The organism is Tessaracoccus pujii (assembly GCF_055326215.1).
Genome location: NZ_JBUZNP010000005.1, coordinates 182,392 through 206,539 on the forward strand (window position 1 = coordinate 182,392; position 24,148 = coordinate 206,539).

18 protein-coding genes are annotated in these 24,148 nt (G+C 69.4%); 10 read left to right on the forward strand and 8 right to left on the reverse strand.

Annotated elements, in window-relative coordinates:
• Positions 1-161: 161 nt before the first annotated feature.
• Entirely contained in the window at positions 162-1,586 is a 1,425-nt protein-coding gene (locus tag ACZK5N_RS09180; RefSeq protein WP_459018985.1) for a sugar porter family MFS transporter, read from the forward strand.
• Positions 1,587-1,598: 12 nt separating this feature from the next.
• Here ACZK5N_RS09180 and ACZK5N_RS09185 read toward each other — a convergent pair whose 3' ends face one another.
• The 8 genes from ACZK5N_RS09185 to ACZK5N_RS09220 form a co-directional block, all read right to left on the reverse strand.
• Positions 1,599-2,804: an Nramp family divalent metal transporter gene (locus tag ACZK5N_RS09185; protein ID WP_527252187.1), complete on the reverse strand. Its 1,206-nt coding sequence runs from the start codon at positions 2,802-2,804 to the stop codon at positions 1,599-1,601.
• Between the two features lie 94 nt (positions 2,805-2,898).
• Complete coding sequence (locus tag ACZK5N_RS09190; protein ID WP_463624819.1) at positions 2,899-5,397, reverse strand: FGGY-family carbohydrate kinase; 2,499 nt, start codon at positions 5,395-5,397, stop codon at positions 2,899-2,901.
• Positions 5,397-6,560, reverse strand: coding sequence for an L-rhamnose isomerase (rhaI, locus tag ACZK5N_RS09195; protein WP_463624820.1), 1,164 nt, complete (start codon positions 6,558-6,560; stop codon positions 5,397-5,399). The genes ACZK5N_RS09190 and rhaI overlap by 1 nt, the downstream gene beginning before the upstream one ends.
• Positions 6,561-6,657: 97 nt before the next feature.
• Complete coding sequence (locus ACZK5N_RS09200) at positions 6,658-7,653, reverse strand: LacI family DNA-binding transcriptional regulator (protein ID WP_463624821.1); 996 nt, start codon at positions 7,651-7,653, stop codon at positions 6,658-6,660.
• Positions 7,654-7,741: 88 nt separating this feature from the next.
• The gene (locus ACZK5N_RS09205; RefSeq protein ID WP_463624828.1) at positions 7,742-8,566 is read right to left on the reverse strand and encodes a carbohydrate ABC transporter permease; all 825 of its coding nucleotides are present in this window, start codon (positions 8,564-8,566) and stop codon (positions 7,742-7,744) included.
• A 5-nt stretch (positions 8,567-8,571) separates the two neighbouring features.
• A complete protein-coding gene (locus ACZK5N_RS09210; RefSeq protein WP_463624822.1) occupies positions 8,572-9,504 on the reverse strand; it encodes a carbohydrate ABC transporter permease in 933 nt (310 codons plus the stop codon).
• A 148-nt stretch (positions 9,505-9,652) separates the two neighbouring features.
• Complete coding sequence (locus tag ACZK5N_RS09215; RefSeq protein ID WP_463624823.1) at positions 9,653-10,990, reverse strand: ABC transporter substrate-binding protein; 1,338 nt, start codon at positions 10,988-10,990, stop codon at positions 9,653-9,655.
• 145 nt (positions 10,991-11,135) lie between these two features.
• Positions 11,136-13,910, reverse strand: coding sequence for a family 78 glycoside hydrolase catalytic domain (locus ACZK5N_RS09220; RefSeq protein ID WP_463624824.1), 2,775 nt, complete (start codon positions 13,908-13,910; stop codon positions 11,136-11,138).
• Between the two features lie 181 nt (positions 13,911-14,091).
• On the opposite strand from ACZK5N_RS09220, the gene ACZK5N_RS09225 reads away from it, so the two are divergent.
• The 9 genes from ACZK5N_RS09225 to ACZK5N_RS09265 all read left to right on the forward strand — a co-directional run bounded on the left by ACZK5N_RS09225 (position 14,092) and on the right by ACZK5N_RS09265 (position 24,139).
• The gene (locus ACZK5N_RS09225) at positions 14,092-15,090 is read left to right on the forward strand and encodes a LacI family DNA-binding transcriptional regulator (protein ID WP_463624825.1); all 999 of its coding nucleotides are present in this window, start codon (positions 14,092-14,094) and stop codon (positions 15,088-15,090) included.
• A gap of 82 nt (positions 15,091-15,172) precedes the next feature.
• On the forward strand, positions 15,173-16,066 hold the full coding sequence (locus ACZK5N_RS09230; RefSeq protein ID WP_459018993.1) for a GTP-binding protein LepA: 894 nt from the start codon (positions 15,173-15,175) through the stop codon (positions 16,064-16,066).
• Positions 16,067-16,208: 142 nt separating this feature from the next.
• The gene (locus tag ACZK5N_RS09235; RefSeq protein WP_459018994.1) at positions 16,209-16,814 is read left to right on the forward strand and encodes a 50S ribosomal protein L25/general stress protein Ctc; all 606 of its coding nucleotides are present in this window, start codon (positions 16,209-16,211) and stop codon (positions 16,812-16,814) included.
• A complete protein-coding gene (pth, locus tag ACZK5N_RS09240) occupies positions 16,811-17,395 on the forward strand; it encodes an aminoacyl-tRNA hydrolase (RefSeq protein ID WP_459018995.1) in 585 nt (194 codons plus the stop codon). The genes ACZK5N_RS09235 and pth overlap by 4 nt, the downstream gene beginning before the upstream one ends.
• A gap of 31 nt (positions 17,396-17,426) precedes the next feature.
• On the forward strand, positions 17,427-20,921 hold the full coding sequence (mfd, locus tag ACZK5N_RS09245) for a transcription-repair coupling factor (protein WP_459018996.1): 3,495 nt from the start codon (positions 17,427-17,429) through the stop codon (positions 20,919-20,921).
• A gap of 65 nt (positions 20,922-20,986) precedes the next feature.
• Complete coding sequence (locus ACZK5N_RS09250) at positions 20,987-21,490, forward strand: hypothetical protein (RefSeq protein ID WP_459018997.1); 504 nt, start codon at positions 20,987-20,989, stop codon at positions 21,488-21,490.
• A gap of 17 nt (positions 21,491-21,507) precedes the next feature.
• Positions 21,508-22,116: a nucleoside triphosphate pyrophosphohydrolase gene (locus ACZK5N_RS09255; RefSeq protein ID WP_459018998.1), complete on the forward strand. Its 609-nt coding sequence runs from the start codon at positions 21,508-21,510 to the stop codon at positions 22,114-22,116.
• Between the two features lie 76 nt (positions 22,117-22,192).
• Positions 22,193-23,473 (forward strand): phosphopyruvate hydratase, encoded by a 1,281-nt coding sequence (gene eno / locus ACZK5N_RS09260; RefSeq protein ID WP_459018999.1) that lies wholly within the window; start codon positions 22,193-22,195, stop codon positions 23,471-23,473.
• Between the two features lie 30 nt (positions 23,474-23,503).
• A complete protein-coding gene (locus tag ACZK5N_RS09265; protein ID WP_459019000.1) occupies positions 23,504-24,139 on the forward strand; it encodes an FtsB family cell division protein in 636 nt (211 codons plus the stop codon).
• Positions 24,140-24,148 lie beyond the last annotated feature (9 nt).

Consider the following 24,148-nt stretch of genomic DNA (forward strand, 5'->3'; position numbering starts at 1 on the left):
TCGTCCAGACAATTCTGACTCCGCCGATCTCCACTAGGACTCTTAGTGGGGGTCGGCGGGTCTTTTGTAAGTACATGATTTAGAGTGTGTGCACGGGCCCAGGTGCCAGCCGGCCCGGAATGAAGACTCATCGTCGAGCACTGACGGACAGGGAGGCGCACATGACAACGATTCGGGACGCACAGAACCAGGTGGCGCTGCCGCCCCTCCGGCCGGGCGCGCACCAGCGCCGGCTGGACAACATCGCGATCGTGGCCACCTTCGGCGGCCTCCTGTTCGGCTACGACACAGGCGTGATCAACGGCGCGTTGGAGCCCATGAAGATCGAGCTGGGGCTCACGAGCTTCACCGAGGGCCTGGTCACCGCGACCCTGCTCGTCGGCGCGGCCATCGGCGCCCTCATCGGCGGCCGCATGAACGACCGGCTGGGCCGCAAGAGGACGCTGACCATGGTCGCCGTCGTGTTCTTCATCGGAACCCTCGGCTGCGTGTTCGCCCCCGGCCTGGCCGTGCTGCTGCCGGCCCGCTTCGTCCTGGGCGCCGCCGTCGGCGCTGCCTCGGTGACGGTGCCCGTCTACCTGGCCGAGCTCGCCCCGACGGAGAGGCGTGGTGCCCTCTCCGGCCGCAATGAGCTCGCCATCGTGCTGGGGCAGATGCTGGCCTTCGTCATCAACGCCGTGATCGCCAACGTGTGGGGCGATCACGAGGGCGTCTGGCGCTACATGCTTGCGATGTGCGCGATCCCCGCGGTGGCCCTGTTCATCGGCATGCTCAAGATGCCGGAGTCGCCCCGCTGGCTGATCTCCGGCGGACGGCACGCGGAGGCACTCGAGGTCCTCGAGCAGGTGCGTACCCCGGATCGGGCCCGCGCCGAGATCGACGAGGTCGAGGGACTGGCCCGGGTCGAGGCCCGCACCCAGCTCGGCGGGTGGCGCGACATGGGCGCCCCCTGGATCCGGCGGCTCGTGCTCACCGGCCTCGGTCTCGCCATCGCCCAGCAGCTGACCGGCATCAACTCGATCATGTACTACGGCACCGAGCTTCTGAAGGAGGCCGGCTTCTCCTCGGATGCCGCCATCGTCGCCAACATCGCCAACGGCGTGCTCGCCGTGGTCGGGTCGGCGCTGTGCCTCTTCCTCCTGGTGGACCGCGTCCCGCGGCGCACCATGATCGTCGGTGGGTTCGCGGCGACCACGCTCGTCCACGGACTCATCCTGGTGGCCGCGGCCACCATGCCGCAGGGCACCACGCGGGCCTGGGTGATCCTGACGCTCTGCGTCACCTTCGTGTTCTTCATGCAGCTGGCCCTCAACGTGCCGGTTTGGGTGTGCCTGTCCGAGATCTTCCCCCTGCGCATGCGCGGTTTCGGCATGGGCGTGTCCATCCTGGGCATGTGGCTGATGAACGCGGCCCTCACGTTCGCCTTCCCGATCATCGTGAGCGTGTCGGGGCTCCAGGGCGTCTTCGGCCTCTTCTTCGGGGTCGGCGTCGTCTGCTTCGTGCTGCTGTGGAAGTACCTCCCCAACACCAGCGGACGCTCGCTGGAAGAACTGGAGGGGTCGTTCCAGGCGGGCATCTTCCGCTGAGCGGTACAGGGGCTACAGGCTGGTGACGATCACGGCGACGTTGAGCGCCAACACGGCCGCCACCACGGCCCACGCGACAGCGGTCAGCCACACGGGGTTGCGGTACTCGCCCATGGTGCGTCGGCTGGCCGTCAGCGCCACCAGGGGCACCACCGCGAACCCGATGCCGAAGCTCAGGATCAGCTGGGACTGCACGAGCGCCTGCGTGGGCGGCAGGCCGGCCAGCAGGATGGCGACGGCGGGCACCAGCGTGATCAACCGGCGCACCGTCGGAGTGATCCGGGGCGAAACGAGGTCGCGGACCATGCCCGCGCCGGCATCGGTGCCGACGATGGCCGAGCCCACGCCGGAGAACAGGAGTCCGATGGCGAAGACTGTCGCGGCGACGGGGCCCACGAGCGCCGCGACCTCGCCGTGTGCGGCCTCGATGGAGTCGACCGTCGCGCCCCGCAGGGCGGCGGCGGCGAAGAGCAGCATCGACACGTTGACGAAGGCCGCGACCGTGAGCGCCACCGCCACGTCCACCCGCTGCACGCGCAACAGCCGCGGCACCGTCTCCTCGGATCCCGAGTGGCGGGTCCGAGCCAACTCTGAGTGCAGGTACACGGCGTGCGGCATCACCGTGGCGCCGAGCATCGCGGCGACAAGCTGCAGCGACTCGGCGCCGTCGAACCTCGGGACGAGACCGCCCACCACCTGGATCGGATCCGGTGGCAGCCACAACAGGCTGGACAGGAAGCCGATCGCGATGATCGCGAGGACTCCGGCGAGCAGCGCCTCGAAGAAGACCTCTCCGCGGGACCGAAGCCATTGCAGCACCAGGATGGACACCAGGCCGACGATCACGGCCCCGGCGGGGAGCGGCAGCCCGAAGAGCAGGTTGAGCGCGATGGCGCCGCCCACGACCTCGGCCACGTCCGTGGCGATGGCGACGGTGAGCGCCTGGGCCGCGTACAGCGCGCGCCACACCGGCCCGCCGCGACGCCTCAGCAGGGCGGACCGGACCAGGCCGCTGAGGCTCTCGCCGGTCACCACGCCCAGCTTTGCGGAGAGGTACTGCACCAGCATGGCCATCAGGCACGCCAGCACCAACGACCACACCAACAGGTAGCCGAAGGTGGCCCCTGCGGTGAGGTTGGCCGCCACGTTTCCGGGGTCGACGTAGGCCATCGCCGCGACGAACGCGGGGCCCAGCAGGGCGACGGTGCGGCGACCCATCATGCCCGGAGTCTAGGCAACCATGGGCCGATGGTGTGAACCTGCCATCAACGCCGCCCCCCGACGGAGGCTCCGGCCGTCGGCTGAAGCCGGATCAGGCCTTGGCAACCTGCTGGCGGTAGGCCTCGGCCTCCCAGGTCTCGATGAAACGACGCTCCTGCTCGTTGAGTGCCCGGACCCGGCCCAGCGCCGTCGCCGCGCGGCCGACGGTCAGGGCGTCGACGTAGACCTGCAGCGCGGTTGTGGCGGACTTCTCGGAGTCTCCCACCGCGACCACGCCCGCGCCCGGGACCACCGCGATCACGGGGTCCACGCCCCGAGCCTCGCGGAACGCGGCGAGCGCGGCAGGTACTGCGTCGGCGCCTCCCGCGACGAGCGGGAACGAGCCGGCGTAGACGATCTGGTCCGGGATCAGCGGACCCTCGACAAGGAATTGCGCGCCGGCCTCGGTTGCCGGGAAGGTGCGCGCGATGTCGCCGTCGTCGGTGGCCACGGCCACCGCGTCCAGCGCGGTGCGGAACGCCTCGGCGACGGCGTCCAGGTCCGCAGTGGACCGCGCGGCCGGCTCGTCGGCAGAGGCCGAAGCCACCGCCTCCTCGATCCTGGCGAGGATCCGGTAGCTCTCGGCGCGCACCTCGCCCGGGTTGTCGCCGGCGACGATGAGGCCGTGGTTCATGAGGAACGTGGCCTTGGGGGCGGGCAGGCCGGTGCGGGCGGAGAACTCGTCGCGGCGTGCCGCGATCTCGCGGGCCAGCGGGAGGCCGGGATCGACGTAGGCCACCCACAGCACGTCGTTGCCGAACAGTTCGGTGGTGAGCCGCTCGCCGTCGGCGTTGCAGGTGACGGCGTTGATGAGCAGCGGGTGCGTGTGGAACACGTAGGTGTCCGGGATCAGCGCGTGGAACAGGATCTCCACCGACGGGCGCCGGGGGCCGTCGTCGAGGCGGGCGAGCCCGGCGATGTGGTTGACCGGGTCACCCAGGGCGGGGTCCGGGTCCGGGGCGTCGAGGGAGTCGAGCAGCACCTGCAGGTCCAGTGGCACCAGGTCCTCGGCGGTGATGCCGGCCAGGGAGACGCCGCTGGGCTTGATCCACAACACACCGTCGGCCTTGGCCGACGAGTTGCCGCCACCCGCGCGGACGAAGCCGGGATTGGCGCCGAACTCGTTGGACAGCGACGTGATCTCGGCGAGTTCCTTCTCGGGGCGGGGGAGGTACCGGGTCACGGTGGAGGAGGCCATCACTGTCTTTCTGAGGTCGGAGAGGGTGCCGTCGAGGAGGCCGACGGCGCGGGCGGCCACCAGGCAGTTGCCGAGCGCGGTGGCCTCGACGGGGCCGGCCGAGACCGGCAGCCCGGTGCGGTCCGCGGTCCGCTGGCACAGCAGGCGGTTGAGGCTGCCGCCCCCCACCACGACGACGCGCCCGGGCGTGCGCGCGGTGATCGACGACAGCTCGCCGATCACATCGGCGTAGGCGTCGGCGAGTGACTCGATGAGCGCGCGGGTGAACACGGCCGGGTCGTCGAGCCGCTCGTCGCCGCCGGCCAGTGCCTTGACGCGGCCGACCATGTCCCCGGGTGGGAGCAGGCTGGGGTGGGTGGCGTCGAAGTGCGGGGCGTCGGTGACCGCGCGGGCGGCCTCCACGAGGTCGGGAACGGGCAGCTCGCGGCCCTCGGCCGCCCAGTGGCGCACCGCCTCGGACAGGATCCACAGCCCCATGACGTTCTTGAGGTAACGCACGGTGCCGTCCACGCCGCCCTCGTTGGTGAGATTCGCCTGCCGCGACTCCTCCGTGAGGATCGGCGCGTCGAGCTCCATGCCGACCAGCGACCAGGTGCCCGACGAGATGAACACGTCGTCGGCCCCCAGCGGAGCGCCGACGACGGCGGAGGCGGTGTCGTGCGAGCCCACCGCCACGAGCGGCACGCCGGCGGCCGGGCCGGTGACGATCTCGCCCACCACCGTGCCGGGCTCCACGACGTCGGCGAAGATGCGACGCGGGAAGCCGAGGCGGTCGATCAGGTCCCAGTCCCACTGGCCGGTGCGGGGATCCAGCAGTGCGGTGGTCGACGCGTTGGTGCGCTCCGCCACTTCCTTGCCGGTGAGCCAGTAGGCGAGCAGGTCCGGGAGGAGAAGGAAGCGTGTGGCGCGCTCCAGCCGGCCGGCGGCGAGGTCGTCGGCCAGCTGGTTGACCGTGTTGAACGGCACGTCCTGCAGCCCGACGCGCGAGTACAGCTCCGCCTCCCCGATCCGGGCCCGCACGAGCGTGCGGCCGCGCTCGGTGCGGGGATCGCGGTAGTTGAAGGGGAGTTCGAGCAGTCCGTCATCGCCGAGGAGGCCGTAGTCGACGGCCCAGCAGTCGATGCCGAGCGCGGCCACGCCGTGGGGGGCGGCCTCCATCGCGCGGCCGATGCCGGCCTGGATCTCGTCGAACAGGGCCACGACGTCGAGCCGGAGCCCGTCGTCGCTCTGGTGGGCGGCGGTGGAGAAGCGGTGCACCTCGTCGAGGCTGAACCGCCCCTCCGTGAGCGTGGCCAGCACCACCCGGCCGCTCGTCGCGCCGAGGTCGACGGCGATGACGGACTGCTGCGGCATCAGGCGTCCCAGCCCGCCTGCGCCCCGCCCACGCGCTCCTCAGCGATCTTCGCCAGGTAGCCGGAGTCCGCGAACGCCTTCATCGGGTCTGCCGCGAGCCCGCGGGCCTCGCGCCACTCGGCCAGCATCGGGCGAACGTCGGTGTAGAAGGCGTCCATCATGATGGCGTTGGCTCCGAGGACGTCGTTGGAGTCCTGAGCCGCCTGCAGCGCGTCGGCGTCGACGAGCAGTACGCGGGCGGTCATCTCCTGGACGTTGAGCACGGAGCGGATCTGGCCGGGGATCTTGTCCTCGATGTTGTGGCACTGATCCAGCATGAACGCGACGCCGTTGGCCGGGTCGAAACCGTCGCCGCGGCGCACCTCCCACAGGATGCGGAACAGCTGGAACGGGTCCGCCGCGCCCACGACGAGGTCGTCGTCGGCGTAGAAGCGGGAGTTGAAGTCGAACGAGCCGAGCTTCCCGAGACGCAGCAGCTGGGCGACGATGAACTCGATGTTGGTGCCGGGGGCGTGGTGGCCGGTGTCCAGGCAGACCAGGGCCTGATCTCCGAGCGCGTTGACGTGGGCGTACGAGGTGCCCCAGTCCGGCACGTCCATGTGGTAGAAGGCCGGCTCGAAGAACTTGTACTCCAGCACGAGCCGCTGCTCGGCCCCGAGCTGGCTGTAGATCTTGGCCAGCGAGTCCGCCAGCCAGTCCTGACGACGGCGGATGTCACCCTGGCCCGGGTAGTTGGTGCCGTCGGCGAGCCAGATCTTGAGGTCGGTGGAGCCGATCTCGTTCATGATCTCCAGGCACTCGAGGTGATGGTCGATCGCCATCTGGCGGACTGATTCGTCGTTGTGGGCGAGGCTGCCGAACTTGTAGGCCTCGTCCTGGAAGGTGTTGGAGTTGACGGTGCCGAGTTCGACGCCCAGATCAGCCGCGTAGGCCTTGAGCGCGGACCAGTCGTCGACCTTGTCCCATGGGTAGTGCAGCGCGACCTTCGGTGACAGGCCCGTGTACAGGTTCACCTGGGCGGCGTCGGCCAGCTTCTCCTGGATGGTCCGGGGGGTGCCGGGCGTCCCGAACACGCGGAAGCGGGTGCCCGAGTTGCCATAGGCCCACGACGGGACCTCGATGACCTGGGCCTCGAGTTGCTTGCTGATGGTGTTGCTGATCATGGAGCGCCTCCTCGCGCAATTTAATCGTTTCAGGCGATTGATTGAAACGATACAACAGTGGGTGGGGCCGGTCAATGACCGGGTTGTGATCCGCGGATCACAGGACGCTCGACGCCCGGGGAATCAGCGTCGGCGTGTAGGTGATGGTGCGGTGCTCATGCGTGCGTCCGGCGTCCTGGTCCGCGATCTCCTCCAGCAGCAGGTCCGCCGCCGCGGCGCCGAGCTCCCGCCTCGGCTGGGCCACCGAGGACAGGGGCACCGTGGCGGCCGCGGCGAAATCGATGTCGTCGTAGCCGACGATGGCCACGTCGTGCGGCACCCGGATCCGGGCAGCCACCAGACCCTGAAGAAGGCCGATGGCGATCATGTCGTTGGCGCAGAAGATGCCGGTGGGCCGTTCGCTGACGGGCAGGACCGCCAGATGCTCCGCGGCGGACCGCCCGGACGCGAAGCTCAAGGAGGGCACGGAGATGGCCAGCAGGCTCGCTCCAGCCTCCTTGGCCGCCCGCTCGGCGCCGTCGCGACGGTCGCGCACCTGCGCAAGCGTCGAGGGTCCACCGACGAAGGCGAGGGCGACGTGCCCCTCGGCGATCAGGTGTTCGGCCGCGATCCGCCCGCCGGCCACGTCGTCCACACCGACGGTGCAGCCGGTGCCGCCGTGCGCCCGATCAACCAGCACCGTGGGGATGCGGGCATGCAGAAGGGCGTCGACCTCCGGCGGCGTGGCGCCGATGGGGCCGAGGATGACGCCCCGGACCCGCTGGTCACGGAAGGAGCGCAGCACCGATGCCTCGCGCTCCGGGCGGTTGTCGGAATCGCCGATGGTGGCGGCGAAGCCGGCTTCCTCGAGCCGCGCCTGGGCGCCGCGCAGGACGTCGGCGAAGAACGGGTTGGCCACGTCCATGACGCCCAGGCCGACGATCCGGCTCTTGCCGGCGCGCAGCGCCTGTGCCTGCTGGTTGGGTGCCCAGCCCAGTGCCGCGATGGCCTCCTGGACGCGCTCCCGGGTCGCCGGCAGCACGCGCTCGGGGTTGTTGACGACGTTGGACACGGTGCCGATCGAGACTCGCGCCATGTCAGCGACGTCACGCATGCTCAGGCGCGGATGGGGGTTCACCGGGCTCCGATCGGGATCAGGGGTCGGCGCATACTCTACGCGCCGTACCCCGGGGGGCACGTCGTCATCCCTTCACCGCGCCCGACGTCATGCCGGCGACGATCTGGCGCTGGAAGAAGATGTACATGATCAGCGGCGGGATGGTGATGAGAAGGATGTTGGTGAAGAGAAGGTTGTACGAGGTGTTGAACTGGCTCTGGAAGTTGAACAGGGTCAGCTGCACGGTGGCGTTCCTGTCGCCTGGGAGGAAGTAGAGCGGGTTCTGGAAGTCGTTGAACACGAACACCGATTGCACCACCACGACCGTGACGACAACTCCCCGCAGCAGCGGTAGGACCACCTGGAAGAACAGCCGCATCGGGCCGGCGCCGTCGACGATCGCCGCCTCATCGATCTCCTTGGGAATGCCTGCGATGAACGCCCGCATCATGAGGACGGTGAACGACAGGCCGAAGGCCACCTCGATGAGGATCAGGCCGGGCAGGGTCTTGAAGATCCCGAGAGTCTGCATCACCCAGATGGTGGGCACGACGGCCGGCGGGATGATCAGGCCGGCCAGCACGAGACCGTTGATCCATGGATTGATCCAGTTCTTGCGGCGCTGGAGCACGTAGGCGATCATCGCGCCGAAGATCACCATGAGCGTGACGCTTGCCACGGTGAGGATGGTCGAGTTGATGAACGCGATGATCAGCATGAAGTCGCGGGTCTGGATCACGTCGACGATGTTCTGCCACAGCACGATCTCGGTGGGCCAGGAGAACTGGAGCAGGTTCGCCTCGGCCTTGGGCTTCATGGCCGTGAGCAGGATGAAGGCGAAGGGCAGCAGGAAGATCACGCTGGTCAGCGCGATCCCGATGATCCCGACGATGTAGCCGATGGGCCGCATCCTGGTCACTGGGCCACCTCCTTGGAGTTGAGCCACCGCGAGAGTGGGTAGATGATCGCGGTCACGACGATGAAGAGGATGACGTTGCCCGCGGTGGAGAGGCCGTAGAAGCCCGCCTGGTACTGCTTGTAGATCACCGAGGCGATGACGTCCGAGGCGAAGCCGGGACCTCCCTGGGTGGTGGTCCAGATCAGGTCGAAGGAGCGAAGGCCGCCGATCAGCGACAGGATGATCACCGTCGACGTGGCGGGGAACGAGAGCGGCAGCATGATGCTGCGGAAGATGTCCCACGCGCTGGCGCCGTCCACCTTGGCGGCCTCGTAGTACTCCTGGGGGATGGCCACCAGGCCCGCGATGTAGATCAGTGTGGCCAGGCCGATGCCCTTCCAGACGTCGATGGCGGCCACGGTGAGCAGTGCGATGTTGGGGTCGACCAGCCAGCGCGGCCCCTCGATGCCGACCACGCCCAGTGCTGCGTTGACCACGCCCGACGTGGGGTTCAGCAGCACCTGGAACGTGAGGCCCACACCCACGGCCGAGACGAGCACCGGGAAGAAGGTGACCGAGCGCAGGTAGCCGCGGGCCCAGATGTGCTGGACCAGGACGACGGCCAGCAGCATGCCCAGCACCACCTTCGTGCCGGAGGTGACGAACGCGTAGATGAGGGTGTTGACCAGCGCCCCGACGAGGCCGGGCTCGCTGAAGAAGGTGACGAAGTTGTCGAAACCTACGAACGTGGACTTGAACAGCGTCCATCGCGTGAACGCGAAGTAGAAGGACAACACGGTGGGGACGATGAAAAGGGCGATGAACACGATGCCGCCCGGCAGGAAGAACCACAGCGGGTAGCTCTTGTCGATGTGCACGGGGGAGATGCGCGGCTTGGCGGCCGGCTGCGACCCGGCTGCCGCGCGCGGTGGGGAGTGGGTGGCGGTCACGGAGGCTCCTTGATGGCTGAAGATCACGTCGTCGTGGGCGGCTGCGGTGCCGCTGGTTTCAGTGTCGTGGGGAACAGGAGGGAGGGTGGGGAGGAGCGAACAACCCCACCCTCCGCGGGTGTGTGTCCGGCCTAGCGGCCGGGGTGGATCACCAGCCCTCGAGGCCCAGCTGCTGGGCCTGCTTCTCGACGTCCTGGTCGTACAGCTTGGCGCCGTCGGCGGCGGAGCGGATGCCGGAGCCGACCTCGACCGTGATCTTCTCGAGGTTCGGGCCCTTCACGGGCGAGAGGAACTCCAGCGCGGGGCTGGCCTTGCCCTCGTCGAAATAGACCTGCAGGTCGCCGACGGCGGCGGGCAGATCATCGGGAAGTTCGCAGCCCTTGACGAGGTACGGGCCGGTGGGGGTCACGGCGGCGGTCTGCGCGTCGCAGGCCTCGGGGGTGGCTACCCAGTCGACGAACTTCTTGGCCGCCTCGAGCTTGTCGCCCTCGGTGGTCTTCGGGATGTAGAGGCCGGCGGGCGTCCAGGCGGTCAGGCCGTTGGATGCGGCGTCGTCGCCCGGCTGGGCGAAGAAGCCGATGTTCTCAGCAGCGTCCTCGGAGAGGCCCACGTAGGTGTTGATGACGAAGGACAGCATGGGGTAGTGGGCGCCTTCGCCGCTGACGAGTTGGTTGAGTGCCTGATCCAGCTTGGCTGTGGCGAAGTCCTCGTTCATGTAGCCGGCCTTGTAGACGTCCTCGAGCCGCTGGAAGCCCTTGATGGCGGGCTCGTCGACGTACTTGGCCTGGTTGGCGGTGTACTTCTCGGCCCAGTCGGGCTGCTCGGCGGTGACGTTGTGGAAGTCCGCGAGGACGAACAGCTGGGAGGTCCAGGTGTCACCGTAGCTCTGGATGACCGGGTCGATGCCTGCGGCCTTGATCTTCTCGTTGTTGGCCATGAACTCGTCCCACGTGGTGGGCACCTCGAGTCCGAGATCGGCGTAGACGGCCTTGTTGTAGAGGATGCCGCCGCCCATGGCCTGGCCCACCGGGACGCCGAACATCGCCTCGCCGCTGCTCACGGCGGGCTTGAACGCGTCGTCGACGCGGTCCATCAAGGCCTCGCCTGACAGGTCGACCAGGGTCGTCGTCGGATCCAGGGCCTGGAGCAGCGAACCGGAGTTGTACCAGAAGACGTCGCTCATCTCGTCGGTGGCGAGACGGGTCTTGATCATGTTGTCGCCGTCGGCGCCCCCTGGTCGCGACTCGACCTCCACAACCACTTCTGCCTGGGCCGCATTGAAGCCGTCGGCGATGGCGTTGGCCGTGTTGAGGGAAGCCTCCGAGTTGTCGACCAGCAGGGTGATCTCGACGGCCTCGGCGGCGGGTGCGCCGCTACCGGAGGCGGTGGGATCGTCGGTGGAGCCGAGCGATCCGGGGGTGCAGGCGGCCAGCGCGGCGGCCGCGACGATCGCCATGCTGGCGATTCCGGTCTTCTTGAGATTCATGTAGTGCCCTCCGTTGGACTCAATCAGATGAAACGTTTCACCTGCATGTTGAAAGGTTAAAATGTCGCTGGTCGCCCTGTCAAGGGGTTCCAGATCTCAGTTTGGTCACGCCCGCCGCGACGGGGCGCCGGGCGTGACCGGTTGCTCAGGCCTGGCTCTCGCGCACCACGGCCATGATCTCGTCGCGGCCGCCGTCGCTGCCGCCGAGGGTGAACGCGTCCACCAGGACCTCCACGGGGTCCTCGAGGTGCGCGGCCATCCGGTCGGCTACCGAGGCCTCGTCGGTGAAGTGCACCATGCCCCTCAGGGGCGCCGCGATGGTGCCCTCCACGAAGCGGTCCCATCGCGTGGGATCGTCCATGAGTTCGCGCACTGTCGAGGGCGGACCGTAGGCCGGCTCGGGCAGGCTGACGCGCCACTCGTGGGTGCCGGATCCCGCCTCGACGGGGGCGCCGGGCAGGTCCACGTCCGCGGTCACGCCCGGGGGGATCGTGGCGGAGACCACCACGTCGTCGCCGTCCCGCTGCCAGCCCACCGCGATCTCGCCGAACGGCGACAGGTGGCGGGCGGAGGCGTGCGTCAGGCCGCCGCCGGGGCGCGGCGCTATGCGGATCCGCCGGTAGCCGGGTGCGGCGGGGGCGAGACCGGCGACGGTGCGGTGCAGCCAGTCGGCCACCGCGCCGAGGGCGTAGTGGTTGAAGGATGTCATCTCGCCGGGGTTGATGGTCCCGTCGGGCAGCATCGAGTCCCAGCGCTCCCAGATGGTGGTGGCACCCATGGTCACCGGGTACAGCCAGGACGGGCAGCCGGTCTGCAGCAGCAGCCGGTAGGCGGTCTCGACGTGGCCGTGGTCGGCCAGCGCATCGGTGACCAGGGGCGTGCCGACGAAACCGGTGGAGATCCGGAAGCCGGAGATGCGCACCAGATCGGCCAGTCGGGAGGCTGCCGCAGCGCGCTGTCCGTCGTTCTCCAGGAGGTCGAACACCAGGGCCATGGCGTAGACGGTCTGCGCGTCGCTGAGGATGCGGCCGCCGGGGGTGACGAACTCGCGGCGGAAGCCGGCGAGTGCGCGATCAGCGACGGAGCGGGCGTAGGCCTCGGTTTCTGCGTCGCCGACGATGGCGGCGGCGCGGGCCGTGAAGTCGGCGCTGCGGTACACGTGGGCGGTGGCCACCACGTCGGGGTCGGCCTTGGCGCGGGCGGGTTCCTCCGGGGGGGCCGTCGGGTCGAGCCAGTCGCCGAACTGGAACCCGCCGGACCACACGCCGTCGTCGCCTGCCGCCTTGTCGAGGAACTCCACCCACCGGCGCATGCTGGGCAGCTGGCGGGCCAGGACCGCGTCGTCGCCGGTGCGTTCGTGCAGCACGGTGGGCACGATCGCCGCGGCGTCGCCCCAGGCGGTGGCCACCATGCCGCCGAGGACGTTGGGCACCACGATGGGCACGCCGCCGTCGTCGAACTGGTCGGCCTCGAGGTCGCGCAGCCACGAGCGCAGGAAGCTGGTGGCGTCGTAGAGGAACTCGGCCGTGGGCGTGAACACCTGGATGTCACCGGTCCAGCCCAGGCGCTCGTCGCGCTGCGGGCAGTCGGTGGGCACGTCGACGAAGTTTCCACGCATGCCCCACACCACGTTCTCGTGCAGCCGGTTGAGCATGTCGTGGGAGGAGTTGAACCAGCCCGTGCGCTCCATGTCGCTGTGGATGACCACGGCCTCGGCCGAGACGATCTCGGCCTCGTCGACGCCGTCGACGCGGGCGTAACGGAAGCCGTGGAAGGTGAAGGTGGGCTCCAGGACCCCGTCGCCGGTGCCCGCGAGGTGGTAGGTGTCGGTGGCCTTGGCGGTGCGCAGCGGACGGATGCCGAGTTCGTCGTGCTCCAGCACCTCGGCCTGGGTCACCACCACCTGGCGGCCGGACTCGGCGCGCACGGTGAGGCGGACCCACCCGACGACGTTCTGGCCGAAGTCGATCAGCAGAGCGCCGGACGGGGAGCGCCACGTCTTCTGGGCGGGCACCACCTGGGTGACACGAACGGGCGGGCCGTCGGGGGCCACCAGCAGGCCGAGGTCGGCGTCGATCACTTCGACGGCGTCGTCGCCCCGGGGCTCGGTGATCCGCAGGTCGGTGGTGCAGCCGTCGTAGATGTCGTCGGCCAGCACGCGCCAGGTGTGGGCGCGCCAGGTGTCGTCGGTGCCGAGGACGAGCCGCGTGCCGTCGGCGGTGAGAACCTCGAGTTGGGCCAGGAGTGCCAGCCGGTCGCCGTAGATGGCGCGACGGTTGCCCCAGGTGAGGCGGCCGCGGTACCAGCCGTTGCCGAGCAGGGCGGAGACGTCGTTGGCGCCCTCCTGAAGCAGGTCCGTGACGTCGTGGGTCTGGTAGCGGAGCCGGTGGCTGTAGGTGGTCCAGCCGGGGGCGAGGTACTCGTCGGCTACCCGCCGGCCGTTGATGGTCATCTGGTAGAGGCCGTGCGCGGTGACGTGGAGGCGGGCGCTGACCACGTCGGCGGGAAGGGTCCACGCGGTGGTGAGCAGCGGCGCCGGGGTGAGGATGCCGCCGAGCGTGGCGGGGGAGATGAAGCGGGCCCGCCAGTCTTCCGCCTCGAGGAGGCCGGCCTCGATCGCGACGGGTTCACTCCATGCCGCCCACTCGCCGTCGTTGCCACGGGCGCGGACACGCACGACGGCGCGCTCGCGGGAGGCGAGGGGCGCCTGGGGCCAGGCGACGAACAGCTGCTCGGCCGAGGCCTCCTCGTGCACGGTCGCCGCGCCGTTGCGGTCGATCTCGATGGCGTAGCCGGACTGGACCCATCCGTCCGGGGCGTCGGTCACCTGCCAGGACAGGCGAGGGGCTGGGTCGCCCAGGCCAAGGACGACGGGTGAGATGGGACGGTTTTCGACTCTGAGCCGCGTGGTGGTGGTCATGCAGGTTTCCTCGACGTTGAGACGCACGCTTCCGTATGAAACGTTTCACCATCATGGTGGACCGAGATGGGGAATTCGTCAAGGGCCCGTCGGGGATGCGCGCGATCACAACTGGAGCGTTTCACCCCGGGGCCCTACATTGCTCTGTATGAACCCGCGCGCCGGCGGCAGGCTGCCCAGCATGAACGACGTCGCCCGTGAGGCGGGCGTGTCCCTCGGCACGGTGTCCAACGTGCTCAACCGGCCTGAGGGGTGCCGACCGGAGACCGTCGCACGAGTGCAGGCAGCCATCGACCGCCTCGGTTTCGTGCGCAACCTCAACGCGCGTTCCCTCGTGGGGGCGGGCTCGCACGCCATCGGGCTCAATGTGTTCGACCTCGGCAATAGCCTCTTCGTGGACATCGCCCGAGGGGCCCAGGCGGCCATCCGGGAGCGCGGCCATCAGTTGGTGATCACGGATTCGGACACCGATCCGCGGCAGCAGCGCGAGCACCTCGACTACTTCGACGAGACGCGCGTGGCCGGCGTGCTCCTGGCGCCGCAGTTCGACCCCGACGGCGACGTGGGTCGCCTGGCCTCCCACGGCCGTCGTGTGGTGGTGCTCAACCACGACACCCCGGGCGCCACCTGGTCCACGGTGCTGGTGGACAACGAGCACGTCGGGTACCTCGCGGCCACCCATCTGATGCAGCGCGGCTGCCGCCGGCTCGCGTTCGTCGGCGTCCCGGAGTCTCTGCAACCGGCCGACGAACGGCGCCGGGGCGTGCGACGCGCCGTCGCGGAGGCCGCCGGTGTTCAGGTGATCGACATCCACACCACCGACCTCCAGGTCGCCGGCGGCATCGTCGCCGGACGACGGCTCGTCGACCTGCCCCCGGGGGAGCGCCCAGACGGAATCATCTGTGTGGCCGACCTCACCGGGATGGCCGTCATCCAGGTCTTGGCCGCCGGCGGAGTGCGTGTGCCAGAGGATGTTCTCGTGATGGGCTGCGACGCCAACAGCAACGCGTGGGGCGGCCCGGTCACGCTCACCACCGTCTCGCAGCACGGCGACGAGATGGGCGCCGTCGGGGCCCGGATCCTGCTCGACGAGCTGGCCGACCCCACCCGGCCACCGACCCGCCACGTGATCAGGCCGGAGCTGATCGAGCGGTCGTCGACGGCGGCGCCCATGCACTGATCCGTGGTCGGCCGGGTGGTGGACTGGGTCATGACCGGGTGGTGGGAATCGGCCATGCTTGGAGGTGACTAGGAGGAGCGCCATGGCCGCACTGATCACTGACGCCTCGCTGAAGAGCTTCGTCCTGGAGCTGGGGGACAGGCATCCGCCGATCCAGCTGGGCTCGGCCGACCGAACCGTCCACAATCCCGAGGCGGTGCGCCGGCGGTTCGCGCACGTCATCGACTATCTCGCGCGCGTCGAACTGGAGGTGGACCGCAACGTCCTCGAGCTGCTCACCATCCTGCCCGATGTGAGCGAGGTGGACCGGATCTTCTACCAGGACGTCTGGTACGACCAGGAGATGGCGCACGGCTACCTGCTGGACCAGCTCCAGGGCGACCTCGGCATGGAGCCGCAGGAGCCGTTCATGACCATCCCGCTGCGCATGAAGCTCCTCGGCGCGCTCGCGCACTGGGAGCCCGTCCACGACATCTCACGGATGCTCTACTACCTCACCGGCGCGTCGACCGAGCGGCAGGCGGTCCTGGCGTACTCCTCGCTGATCAAGGAGCTCACCCGCATGGGGGAGACGGCCATCGCGGAGACGATCATCCACCCCATCAAGCAGCAGGAGCCCGGCCACTTCGCCTTCTACCGGCTGAGCGCTGAGAAGATGGTGCAGGACGGGGTGCTCAGGCCCTGGCAGGTACAGGTGGCGCGGCTGCTGCGCGCGAACTCCTTCACCATGGTGGGCGTGGACTACGTGACGTACTACCAGAAGGAGTTCGGGGGAGTGATGGCCGAGCTGGGCATCGACGCGGAGATCGAGATCTACGCGCGTGAGATCGGGCGGCTCGAGGCCAAGCTGCTGTGGGCCAACGAGAAGGGGATGGAGTTCCCGCCCTACTTCCTCACGGCGCTGCGCGAGTCCGTGGAGATGTACCGCGGGCAACGGAACTTCGATCAGCCGCGTCCGAACCAGGTCGTTCTCTAGGCCGATTCGCACGCCCCCACACCCGGGGGGTAAGCTTACGGGGCTGCCTGGCGAGGGACCCCCAGGGTCCGTGATCGACTAGCCTCCTTCCTCGCTCGGCGCCCGCACGCGTAGATATCCAAAGAGCTTGAGGAGTTCACCCATGGCCGACGTCGATCTGACCGCCACCACCCGCACCGAGTTCGGCAAGGGCGCCTCGCGCCGTCTCCGTCGCGCCGGTGCCACCCCCGCCGTGCTCTACGGCCACGGTATGGATCCCGTGCACCTGGCCCTCCCCGCCCGGGAGACCTTCCTCGCGCTCCGTCAGCCCAACGTGCTGCTCCAGATCACCGTCGAGGGCGAGCCCAAGCCCTTCCTCGCGCTGCCGAAGCAGATTCAGCGCCACGCCATCCTGCACTCCATCGACCACATCGATCTGGTACTGGTCACGGCCGGCGAGAAGGTCACCGTCGAGGTCCCGCTGGTCTTCACCGGTGAGGCGGAGCGCGGCGCGCTGGTCAACCACGAGCTCAACAACCTCACGGTCCTCGCGCCCGCCACCGACATCCCCAACGAGCTCGAGGTCTCCATCGAGGGCCTCACCATCGGCTCGCACCTCACCGTCGCGGACATCACGCTTCCCGAGGGCGTCATCGCGGGCGTCGAGGGCGATGTCGTGGTGGTCAGCGTCGGCCAGGCCCCGGTCGCGGACCTCGGTGAGACCGACGTCGCCGAGGGTGCGTCCGAGGGCGTCCCCGCGGCCGAGTGACCGATTCCACCTTCCTCGTCGTCGGGCTCGGGAACCCGGGCCCGACGTACGAGGCCACCCGGCACAACGTCGGGTACTGGGCCGTAGCGGACCTTGCGGACCGCTACGGTTCGTCGTTTTCCGTGAACTCGCGCCAGCGGGCGGAGCTGGCCACGGTGACCCTCCCGGGTCCGGAGCCCATCAAGCTGGTGCTGGCCAAACCCACCACCTTCATGAACGACTCCGGTTCCGCGGTGAAGTCCGTCGCGGCGTTCCACAAGATCAAGCCCTCGCACGTCATCGCCGTCCACGACGAGCTGGACCTGGATGCCGGCCGGCTGCGCGTGAAGATGGGCGGCGGGGACAACGGCCACAACGGGCTCAAGTCCATCCGCGCCCACCTCGGCACCGGTGACTTCCACCGCGTCCGCGTGGGCATCGGGCGGCCGCCAGGCAGGCAGGACGCCGCGGCCTGGGTGCTGGCGAAGATGAAGCCCTCGGATCTGGAGGGGCTGCGAGTGGACGCAGCGGTGGCGGCGGACGCCGTCGAACTGCTCGTCCGCGAGGGCCTCGTGGCCACGCAGAACCGCTTCAACTCCTGACGAGCGCGTCCTGTCGGAGAGCCGTGGAAGGATGGTCGCTGTGAAGTTCCCCGGACTGCTGCGCGCCCTCGAGCGCGATCCCGCCCTCGCCGCGACCCTCGCGGATTCGCGGCGCTCCGGCGTCACCACGCTGGACGTGACGGCGGTGCCGCCCTTCTTCCCGCTGCTGGCCGCCTCCCTCGCCGAGGAGTCCGGACGCACCGTCCTGCTGGTCACCTCCACCTACCGGGAGGCGGAGCAGGTCACCACCGAGCTCGGCAGCCTGCTCGGCGAGGACCAGGTGGCCTACTACCCTGCGTGGGAGACGCTCCCGCACGAGCGGCTCTCCCCGCGCGCGGACACCGTCGGCCGCCGCCTGGCCGTCCTGCGCCGCCTCGCCGGGAAGGGGGAGCAGCCCCCGCCCCGCGTCGTCGTGGCGCCCATCCGCTCCGTCCTGCAGCCGCAGGTCAGAGGGCTGGCGGACATGGCTCCCGTGCGCATCGTCGTCGGCGAGGAATACCCGCTCTCCACCCTGCTCGCGGACCTGTCCGGTGCCGCCTACAACCGTGTGGACCTGGTGGAGCGGCGCGGGGAGTTCGCCGTGCGTGGCGGCATCGTGGACATCTTCCCGCCCACGGCGGAGCACCCGGTGCGCATCGACTTCTTCGGTGACGAGGTGGACGAGATCCGCTCCTTCACGGTCGCGGATCAACGCTCGACGGGGGAGACGGCGGACGTCGTCATCGCGCCGCCCTGCCGCGAGCTTCTCCTCACGACTGCGGTGCGCAACCGCGCCAAGCGGCTCGCGGCTCAGCACCCCGAACTCGGCGACATGCTCGGCCGCATGGCCGAGGGGCAGGCCGTCGAGGGCATGGAGGCGCTCACGCCCGTGCTGGTGGACGGGCTGGAGCTCCTGGTCGACGTTCTGCCGGCGGGGTCGCTGGTGCTGGCCGCATCACCGGAACTGATCCGGGCGCGCGCCACTGAGCTGGTGCAGACGAGCCAGGAGTTCCTCGAGGCCAGCTGGGCCGCCGCGGCCGGGGGCGGGAAGTCGCCGGTGGATCTCGGGGCCTCCGCCTACTGGAGCCTCTCGGATGTGCGCCAGCACGCCCTGTCCATCGGGCACGGGTGGTGGTCGCTGTCGCCGTTCGCCGCGGACGACCAACCCCACGCGATGGACGCGGATTCCGTGCATTCGCGCACCGTCCGCGTGACCACCACGGAGTCCTTCCGCGGCGACACGGAGGTGGCCACCCGGCACATCGCCGCGAAACTGGCCGACGGGTGGGGCGTGGTTCTGTGCGTCGAGGGCCGCGGGCTGGCCGCTCGCATGATCGAGGTGCTCGAGGAGGCCGGCATCGCCGCCGCCCTCGACGACCTTGCGGAGCCGCCGACGCCCGCCCGCGTCTCGGTGGTGCTGTCCTCCCTGCGCCAGGGATGGCGCGCGGATGAGGCCAGGGTGGAGGTGATCACCGCGGCGGAGCTGACCGGCCAGACGGTCCTGGACCGGGCCGAGCGCAAGCTGCCCGCCCGTCGCAAGGCCGCCATCCAGCCGCTCGAGCTCAAGGCCGGTGACCCGGTGGTGCACGAGCAGCACGGCGTGGGCCGCTTCGTCGAGCTGGTGCAGCGCACGGTGCAGGGCGCCGCGCGGGACTACCTGGTCGTCGAGTACGCCCCCAGCAAGCGGGGACATCCGGGGGACCGGCTGTATGTGCCGATGGACCAGCTGGATCAGCTCAGCCGCTACGTTGGATCCGAATCGCCCACGCTGGACAAGATGGGCGGCGGGGACTGGACCAAGCGCAAGGCCAAGGCCCGCAAGGCCGTCCGCGAGATCTCCGCCGAGCTCATCAAGCTCTACGCGGCCCGGCAGGCCACCAAGGGCCACGCCTTCGGGCCGGACAACGTCTGGCAGCGCGAGCTGGAGGACGCCTTCAGTTTCGTGGAGACCCCGGACCAGCTCTCCGCCATCACCGACGTGAAGGCGGACATGGAGAAGGTCGTGCCCATGGACCGCCTGATCTGTGGGGACGTGGGCTACGGCAAGACGGAGATCGCGGTGCGCGCCGCCTTCAAGGCGGTGCAGGAAGGCAAGCAGGTGGCTGTCCTGGTGCCCACCACCCTGCTCGTCACGCAGCACTACCAGACCTTCGCGTCGCGTTTCGCGGGCTTCCCCGTGCACCTGGCTCAACTGTCGCGGTTCCAGACCGATGCGCAGTCCAAGAAGGTGGTCGACGGCCTGGCCACGGGCCGGATCGACGTGGTGATCGGCACCCACCGGCTGCTCAGCAAGGAGATCCAGTTCAAGGACCTCGGGCTGGTGATCATCGACGAGGAGCAGCGGTTCGGCGTGGAGCACAAGGAGCGGCTGAAGGCCATGCGCGTCAACGTCGATGTGCTGTCCATGTCCGCCACCCCCATCCCGCGCACCCTGGAGACGGCGATCACCGGCATCCGCGAGATGAGCGTGATCGCCACACCGCCGGAGGAGCGGCACCCGGTGCTGACCTTCGCGGGTCCGCACGACGACGCCCAGGTGAAGGCCGCCATCCGCCGCGAACTGGCCAGGGAGGGCCAGGTGTTCTTCGTGCACAACAGGGTGGGCACCATCGAGAAGACGGCCGCGCACCTGCGCGAACTCGTCCCCGAGGCAAGGGTGGTCACCGCGCACGGGCAGATGAGCGAGACGCGCCTCGAACAGGTCATGCTGGACTTCTGGGAGCGCCGGGCGGACGTGCTGGTGTCGACCACCATCATCGAGGCCGGCCTCAACATCCAGTCCGCCAACACCCTGATCATCGACCGCGCGGACACGCTCGGGCTCTCCCAACTTCATCAGCTCAGGGGCCGGGTGGGCCGTTCCCGTGAACGCGGCTACGCATACTTCCTCTACCCGGCGGACCGGCCACTGAGCGAGGCCTCGCACGAGCGCCTCGCCACCATGGCCGCCAACACGGACCTCGGCGCCGGCATGGCCATCGCCATGCGGGACCTGGAGCTTCGCGGGGCGGGCAATCTCCTGGGGGAGGACCAGTCAGGCCATATCGAGGGCGTCGGGTTCGACATGTACCTGCGCATGGTGGGTGAGGCCGTGGCGAACTACCGCGGCGAGGACACGGAGCCCGAGCCGCAGATGCGCATCGAACTGCCGATCGACGCGCACATCCCGGAGGACTACATCTCCTCGGAGCGGCTGCGGCTGGAGAGCTACAAGGAGATCGCCGAGATCCGCACCGAGTCCGATGTCGACGCAGTCCGCGCCGAGCTCACGGACCGCTACGGCGAGCTGCCGCCCCCCGTCGACGCGCTCCTGGGCGTGTCCCGGCTGCGGATGCTGGCCCGCTCGCACGGGATCCAGGAGATCGTTCCCCAGGGCAAGATGGTGCGTTTGTCCCCGCTGCATCTGCCGGAATCGAAGCAGATGAGGCTCCAGCGGCTGTACCCGGGCGCCAGCGTCAAGGCGTCCGCAGACCAGGTTCTGGTGCCCAAACCGGAGGACGATCACCTGGCCTGGGCCACCACGCTGCTGGCGCAATTGTTCGCCTGAAGCCATGCGCTAGGCTGACGGCGGCGCCCGCCGCGGCCCCACCGAAGGTTCTCGAGAGGACACCCATGAAGCTGATGCGCCTTGTTCCGCTGGTCGCCGCCGCGGCCCTGTTCGCAGGCTGCAGCCCCATGCCGAGCACCGCCGCCCAGGTGGGCGACGTGCGCATCACCGAGGCCCAGCTGGACCGTGACGTCGCCGGCTGCGAATCCGTAGGCATCGGCAGTGACCAGGTTGAGCGCAGCGCGCTCCTGATGTCGGAAATCCTCGGCGCCATCGCGGACCGGATCGCGACGGACGCGGACGTGACGGTCACCGACGAGGAGGCGCTGGCGGTGTTGCGCGAGAACGCCGCTGAGAGCCCGGCGCTGGGCAACGACGAGTGCGCGAGGGTCGCGGCCAACAGCGCCAAGCTGCAGCTGCTGGTCACCAAGCTCGGCGAAAGTGCCGATATCGCGGCGCTGCAGCAGCAGTTCGAGGCGGTCGAGGTAAACCTCAACCCGCGCTACGGCCAGTGGGATCCTGCGGGCGCAGGCGTCACCGGCACCGGCTCGATGTCGGTTCCCTCCTGACCCCCGACGCCACGGCCATGACCTCGGAGCTCGAACGGCTGCGCCAGGTCATGGCAGAGCTGCGGGTGCGGTGCCCGTGGGACGCCGAGCAGACCCACCGCTCCCTCCTCAACCACCTCATCGAAGAGGCGTGCGAGGTGGTGGACGCCGTGGAGACCGGGGACGACGTCGAGCTGCAGGAGGAGCTCGGTGACCTCCTGCTCCAGGTGTACTTCCACGCCCGCATCGCCGAGGACGAGAACCGGTTCACGATCGAGGATGTGGCGCGCGGCATCGCGGACAAGCTCGTGCGGCGCCATCCCCACGTGTTCGCCGACGAGGACGTGCCGCAGGACATGTGGCAGTCGTGGGAGGAGCGCAAGCGGGCAGAGAAGGGAAGGTCCTCGGCGCTGGAGGGGATCGCCGAGTCGCTCAGCGTCCTGGGGCGCGCCCACAAGGTGATCTCCCGCAGCCGGTCACACGGCGTCGCCGTCGACCTCCCGGACGAGCCGGTGGACGAGGCCACGGTGGGTCGCGGCATCCTCGCGCTGGTGGCGCGCGCACAGGCGCACGGCATCGACGCCGACGCGGCCGCCAGGCACGCGCTCCGGGAGCTCGAGAGCCGCGTCCGGAGCGCGGAAAGTTAAGCCGTCCCGCCGCTGCTTTCCACCTCGTGGCTAGCTAGGCTGGACAGATAAGAGAAACCTCTTTGAAAGGGAGCACATGGCATCCATCGAATTCATCCAGGCACGCGAGATCCTCGATTCTCGAGGAAACCCGACCATCGAGGTCGAGGTCGAGCTTGACTCTGGTGCCAGCGGCCGCGCCGCTGTCCCCTCCGGTGCCTCAACCGGCGCCTTCGAGGCCGCTGAGCTCCGCGACGGTGACAAGGGCCGCTTCGGCGGCAAGGGCGTGCTGACGGCCGTCCAGAACGTCACCGAGGTCATCGGCGAGGAGATCCTCGGTCTCGACGCCTCCGAGCAGCGCATCGTCGACTTGGCCATGATCGAGCTCGACGGCACGGAGAACAAGTCCAAGCTGGGCGCCAACGCCATCCTGGGCGTGTCGCTGGCAGTGGCACACGCCGCCGCCGAGGAGGCCGGCCTGCCGCTGTACAAGTACGTCGGTGGCCCCAACGCCCACATCCTGCCCGTGCCGATGATGAACATCCTCAACGGTGGATCCCACGCCGATTCCAACGTCGACATCCAGGAGTTCATGATCGCGCCCATCGGCGCCGAGAGCTTCGCTCAGGCCGTCGAGATGGGCGCCAGCGTCTACCACGCCCTCAAGGCCGTCCTCAAGGAGAAGGGCCTCAACACCGGGCTCGGTGACGAGGGCGGGTTCGCTCCCAACCTCGAGTCCAACCGCGCCGCCCTGGACCTGATCGTCGAGGCCATCAAGAAGGCCGGCTACGAGCCCGGCGTCGACGTGGCGCTCGCGCTCGACGTCGCGGCGTCCGAGTTCTACAAGGACGGCGGCTACGCGTTCGAGGGTGCCACCAAGACGGCCGACGAGATGGTGGACTACTACGCCGAGCTCGTCGACGCCTACCCGCTGGTCTCCATCGAGGACCCGCTCAACGAGGAGGACTGGGACGGCTGGAAGGCCATGACCGATCGCCTCGGGAGCAAGGTGCAGATCGTGGGCGACGACCTGTTCGTCACCAACGTCACCCGCATCCAGAGGGGCATCGACACCGACACCGCCAACGCGTTGCTGGTGAAGGTCAACCAGATCGGCTCCCTGACGGAGACCATCGACGCGGTGGACCTCGCGCACCGCAACGGCTACCGCACCATGATGTCGCACCGCTCGGGTGAGACCGAGGACGTGACCATCGCGGACCTGGCCGTCGCGCTCGGCTGTGGCCAGATCAAGTCCGGCGCCCCCGCGCGCACGGACCGGGTGGCGAAGTACAACCAGCTGCTGCGCATCGAGGACGACCTGGACGAGGCGGCCGTCTACGCCGGTCGTTCGGCCTTCCCGCGTTTCAAGGGATGAGTTGAGGGCCTGATCCGGCACACTGGATCAGTGCCTCAGACTCCTCGGAACAAGCCGACCACCAGTGGTCCGGGTCGCGGAACTCCGCGGGCCCGGACCACTGCGCGTCCGGGGGAGCGCACCCACCGCCCCCGCGTCGAGCCGCTCGCCGAGCCGGACGTCCGGGCGGCCATGGACACCCGCCCGGGTCCGGTGCCGCGCGCGCAGAGGGCGCTGTCGGCCACGTGGCGGCTCGCGGTCCTCCTCGTCGTGACCGCCGGACTGGCGCTGGTGCTGGCGCACTCGCTGCGGGTGTACTTCGCGCAGTCTCAGGAGATCGCGGCCGTTCGGGCCGACATCGCGGCCAAGCAGGAACGGATCGCCGACCTGGAGGACAAGCTCAACCGCTGGAACGATCCGGAATACGTCCGCTCCGTCGCCCGGGTCCGGCTCGGCTGGGTGATGCCCGGCGAGGTGGGATACCGCGTCATCGGCGCGGACGGGCAGCCGCTGGACGGCGCCACCATCGAGGACGCCCCGGGACCCGGCGAGACCGGTCTGTGGTGGGAGCGGATGTGGGGCTCCGTCGCGGTAGCGGACCAGCCCGTTCCCGAGCCCAGCGCGTCACCGGCGGCGGATCCCGACCGCACCGTCGCACCCAGCCCGGCGCCGACGCCGGAGCGCTGAGATGGCCGC

Bases quoted from the DNA above. Each gene is read 5' to 3' on its own strand.
- ACZK5N_RS09205 (WP_463624828.1), bottom strand. From the start codon at position 8,566: ATGCGGCCCATCGGCTACATCGTCGGGATCATCGGGATCGCGCTGACC.
- ACZK5N_RS09230 (WP_459018993.1), top strand. From the start codon at position 15,173: ATGGCCGCACTGATCACTGACGCCTCGCTGAAGAGCTTCGTCCTGGAG.
- rhaI (WP_463624820.1), bottom strand. From the start codon at position 6,560: ATGATCAGCAACACCATCAGCAAGCAACTCGAGGCCCAGGTCATCGAG.
- ACZK5N_RS09220 (WP_463624824.1), bottom strand. From the start codon at position 13,910: ATGACCACCACCACGCGGCTCAGAGTCGAAAACCGTCCCATCTCACCC.
- ACZK5N_RS09190 (WP_463624819.1), bottom strand. From the start codon at position 5,397: ATGCCGCAGCAGTCCGTCATCGCCGTCGACCTCGGCGCGACGAGCGGC.
- ACZK5N_RS09215 (WP_463624823.1), bottom strand. From the start codon at position 10,990: ATGAATCTCAAGAAGACCGGAATCGCCAGCATGGCGATCGTCGCGGCC.
- ACZK5N_RS09225 (WP_463624825.1), top strand. From the start codon at position 14,092: ATGAACGACGTCGCCCGTGAGGCGGGCGTGTCCCTCGGCACGGTGTCC.
- ACZK5N_RS09250 (WP_459018997.1), top strand. From the start codon at position 20,987: ATGAAGCTGATGCGCCTTGTTCCGCTGGTCGCCGCCGCGGCCCTGTTC.
- mfd (WP_459018996.1), top strand. From the start codon at position 17,427: ATGGTCGCTGTGAAGTTCCCCGGACTGCTGCGCGCCCTCGAGCGCGAT.
- ACZK5N_RS09185 (WP_527252187.1), bottom strand. From the start codon at position 2,804: ATGGGTCGCCGCACCGTCGCCCTGCTGGGCCCCGCGTTCGTCGCGGCG.
- ACZK5N_RS09235 (WP_459018994.1), top strand. From the start codon at position 16,209: ATGGCCGACGTCGATCTGACCGCCACCACCCGCACCGAGTTCGGCAAG.
- eno (WP_459018999.1), top strand. From the start codon at position 22,193: ATGGCATCCATCGAATTCATCCAGGCACGCGAGATCCTCGATTCTCGA.
- ACZK5N_RS09200 (WP_463624821.1), bottom strand. From the start codon at position 7,653: ATGCGTGACGTCGCTGACATGGCGCGAGTCTCGATCGGCACCGTGTCC.
- ACZK5N_RS09180 (WP_459018985.1), top strand. From the start codon at position 162: ATGACAACGATTCGGGACGCACAGAACCAGGTGGCGCTGCCGCCCCTC.
- ACZK5N_RS09255 (WP_459018998.1), top strand. From the start codon at position 21,508: ATGACCTCGGAGCTCGAACGGCTGCGCCAGGTCATGGCAGAGCTGCGG.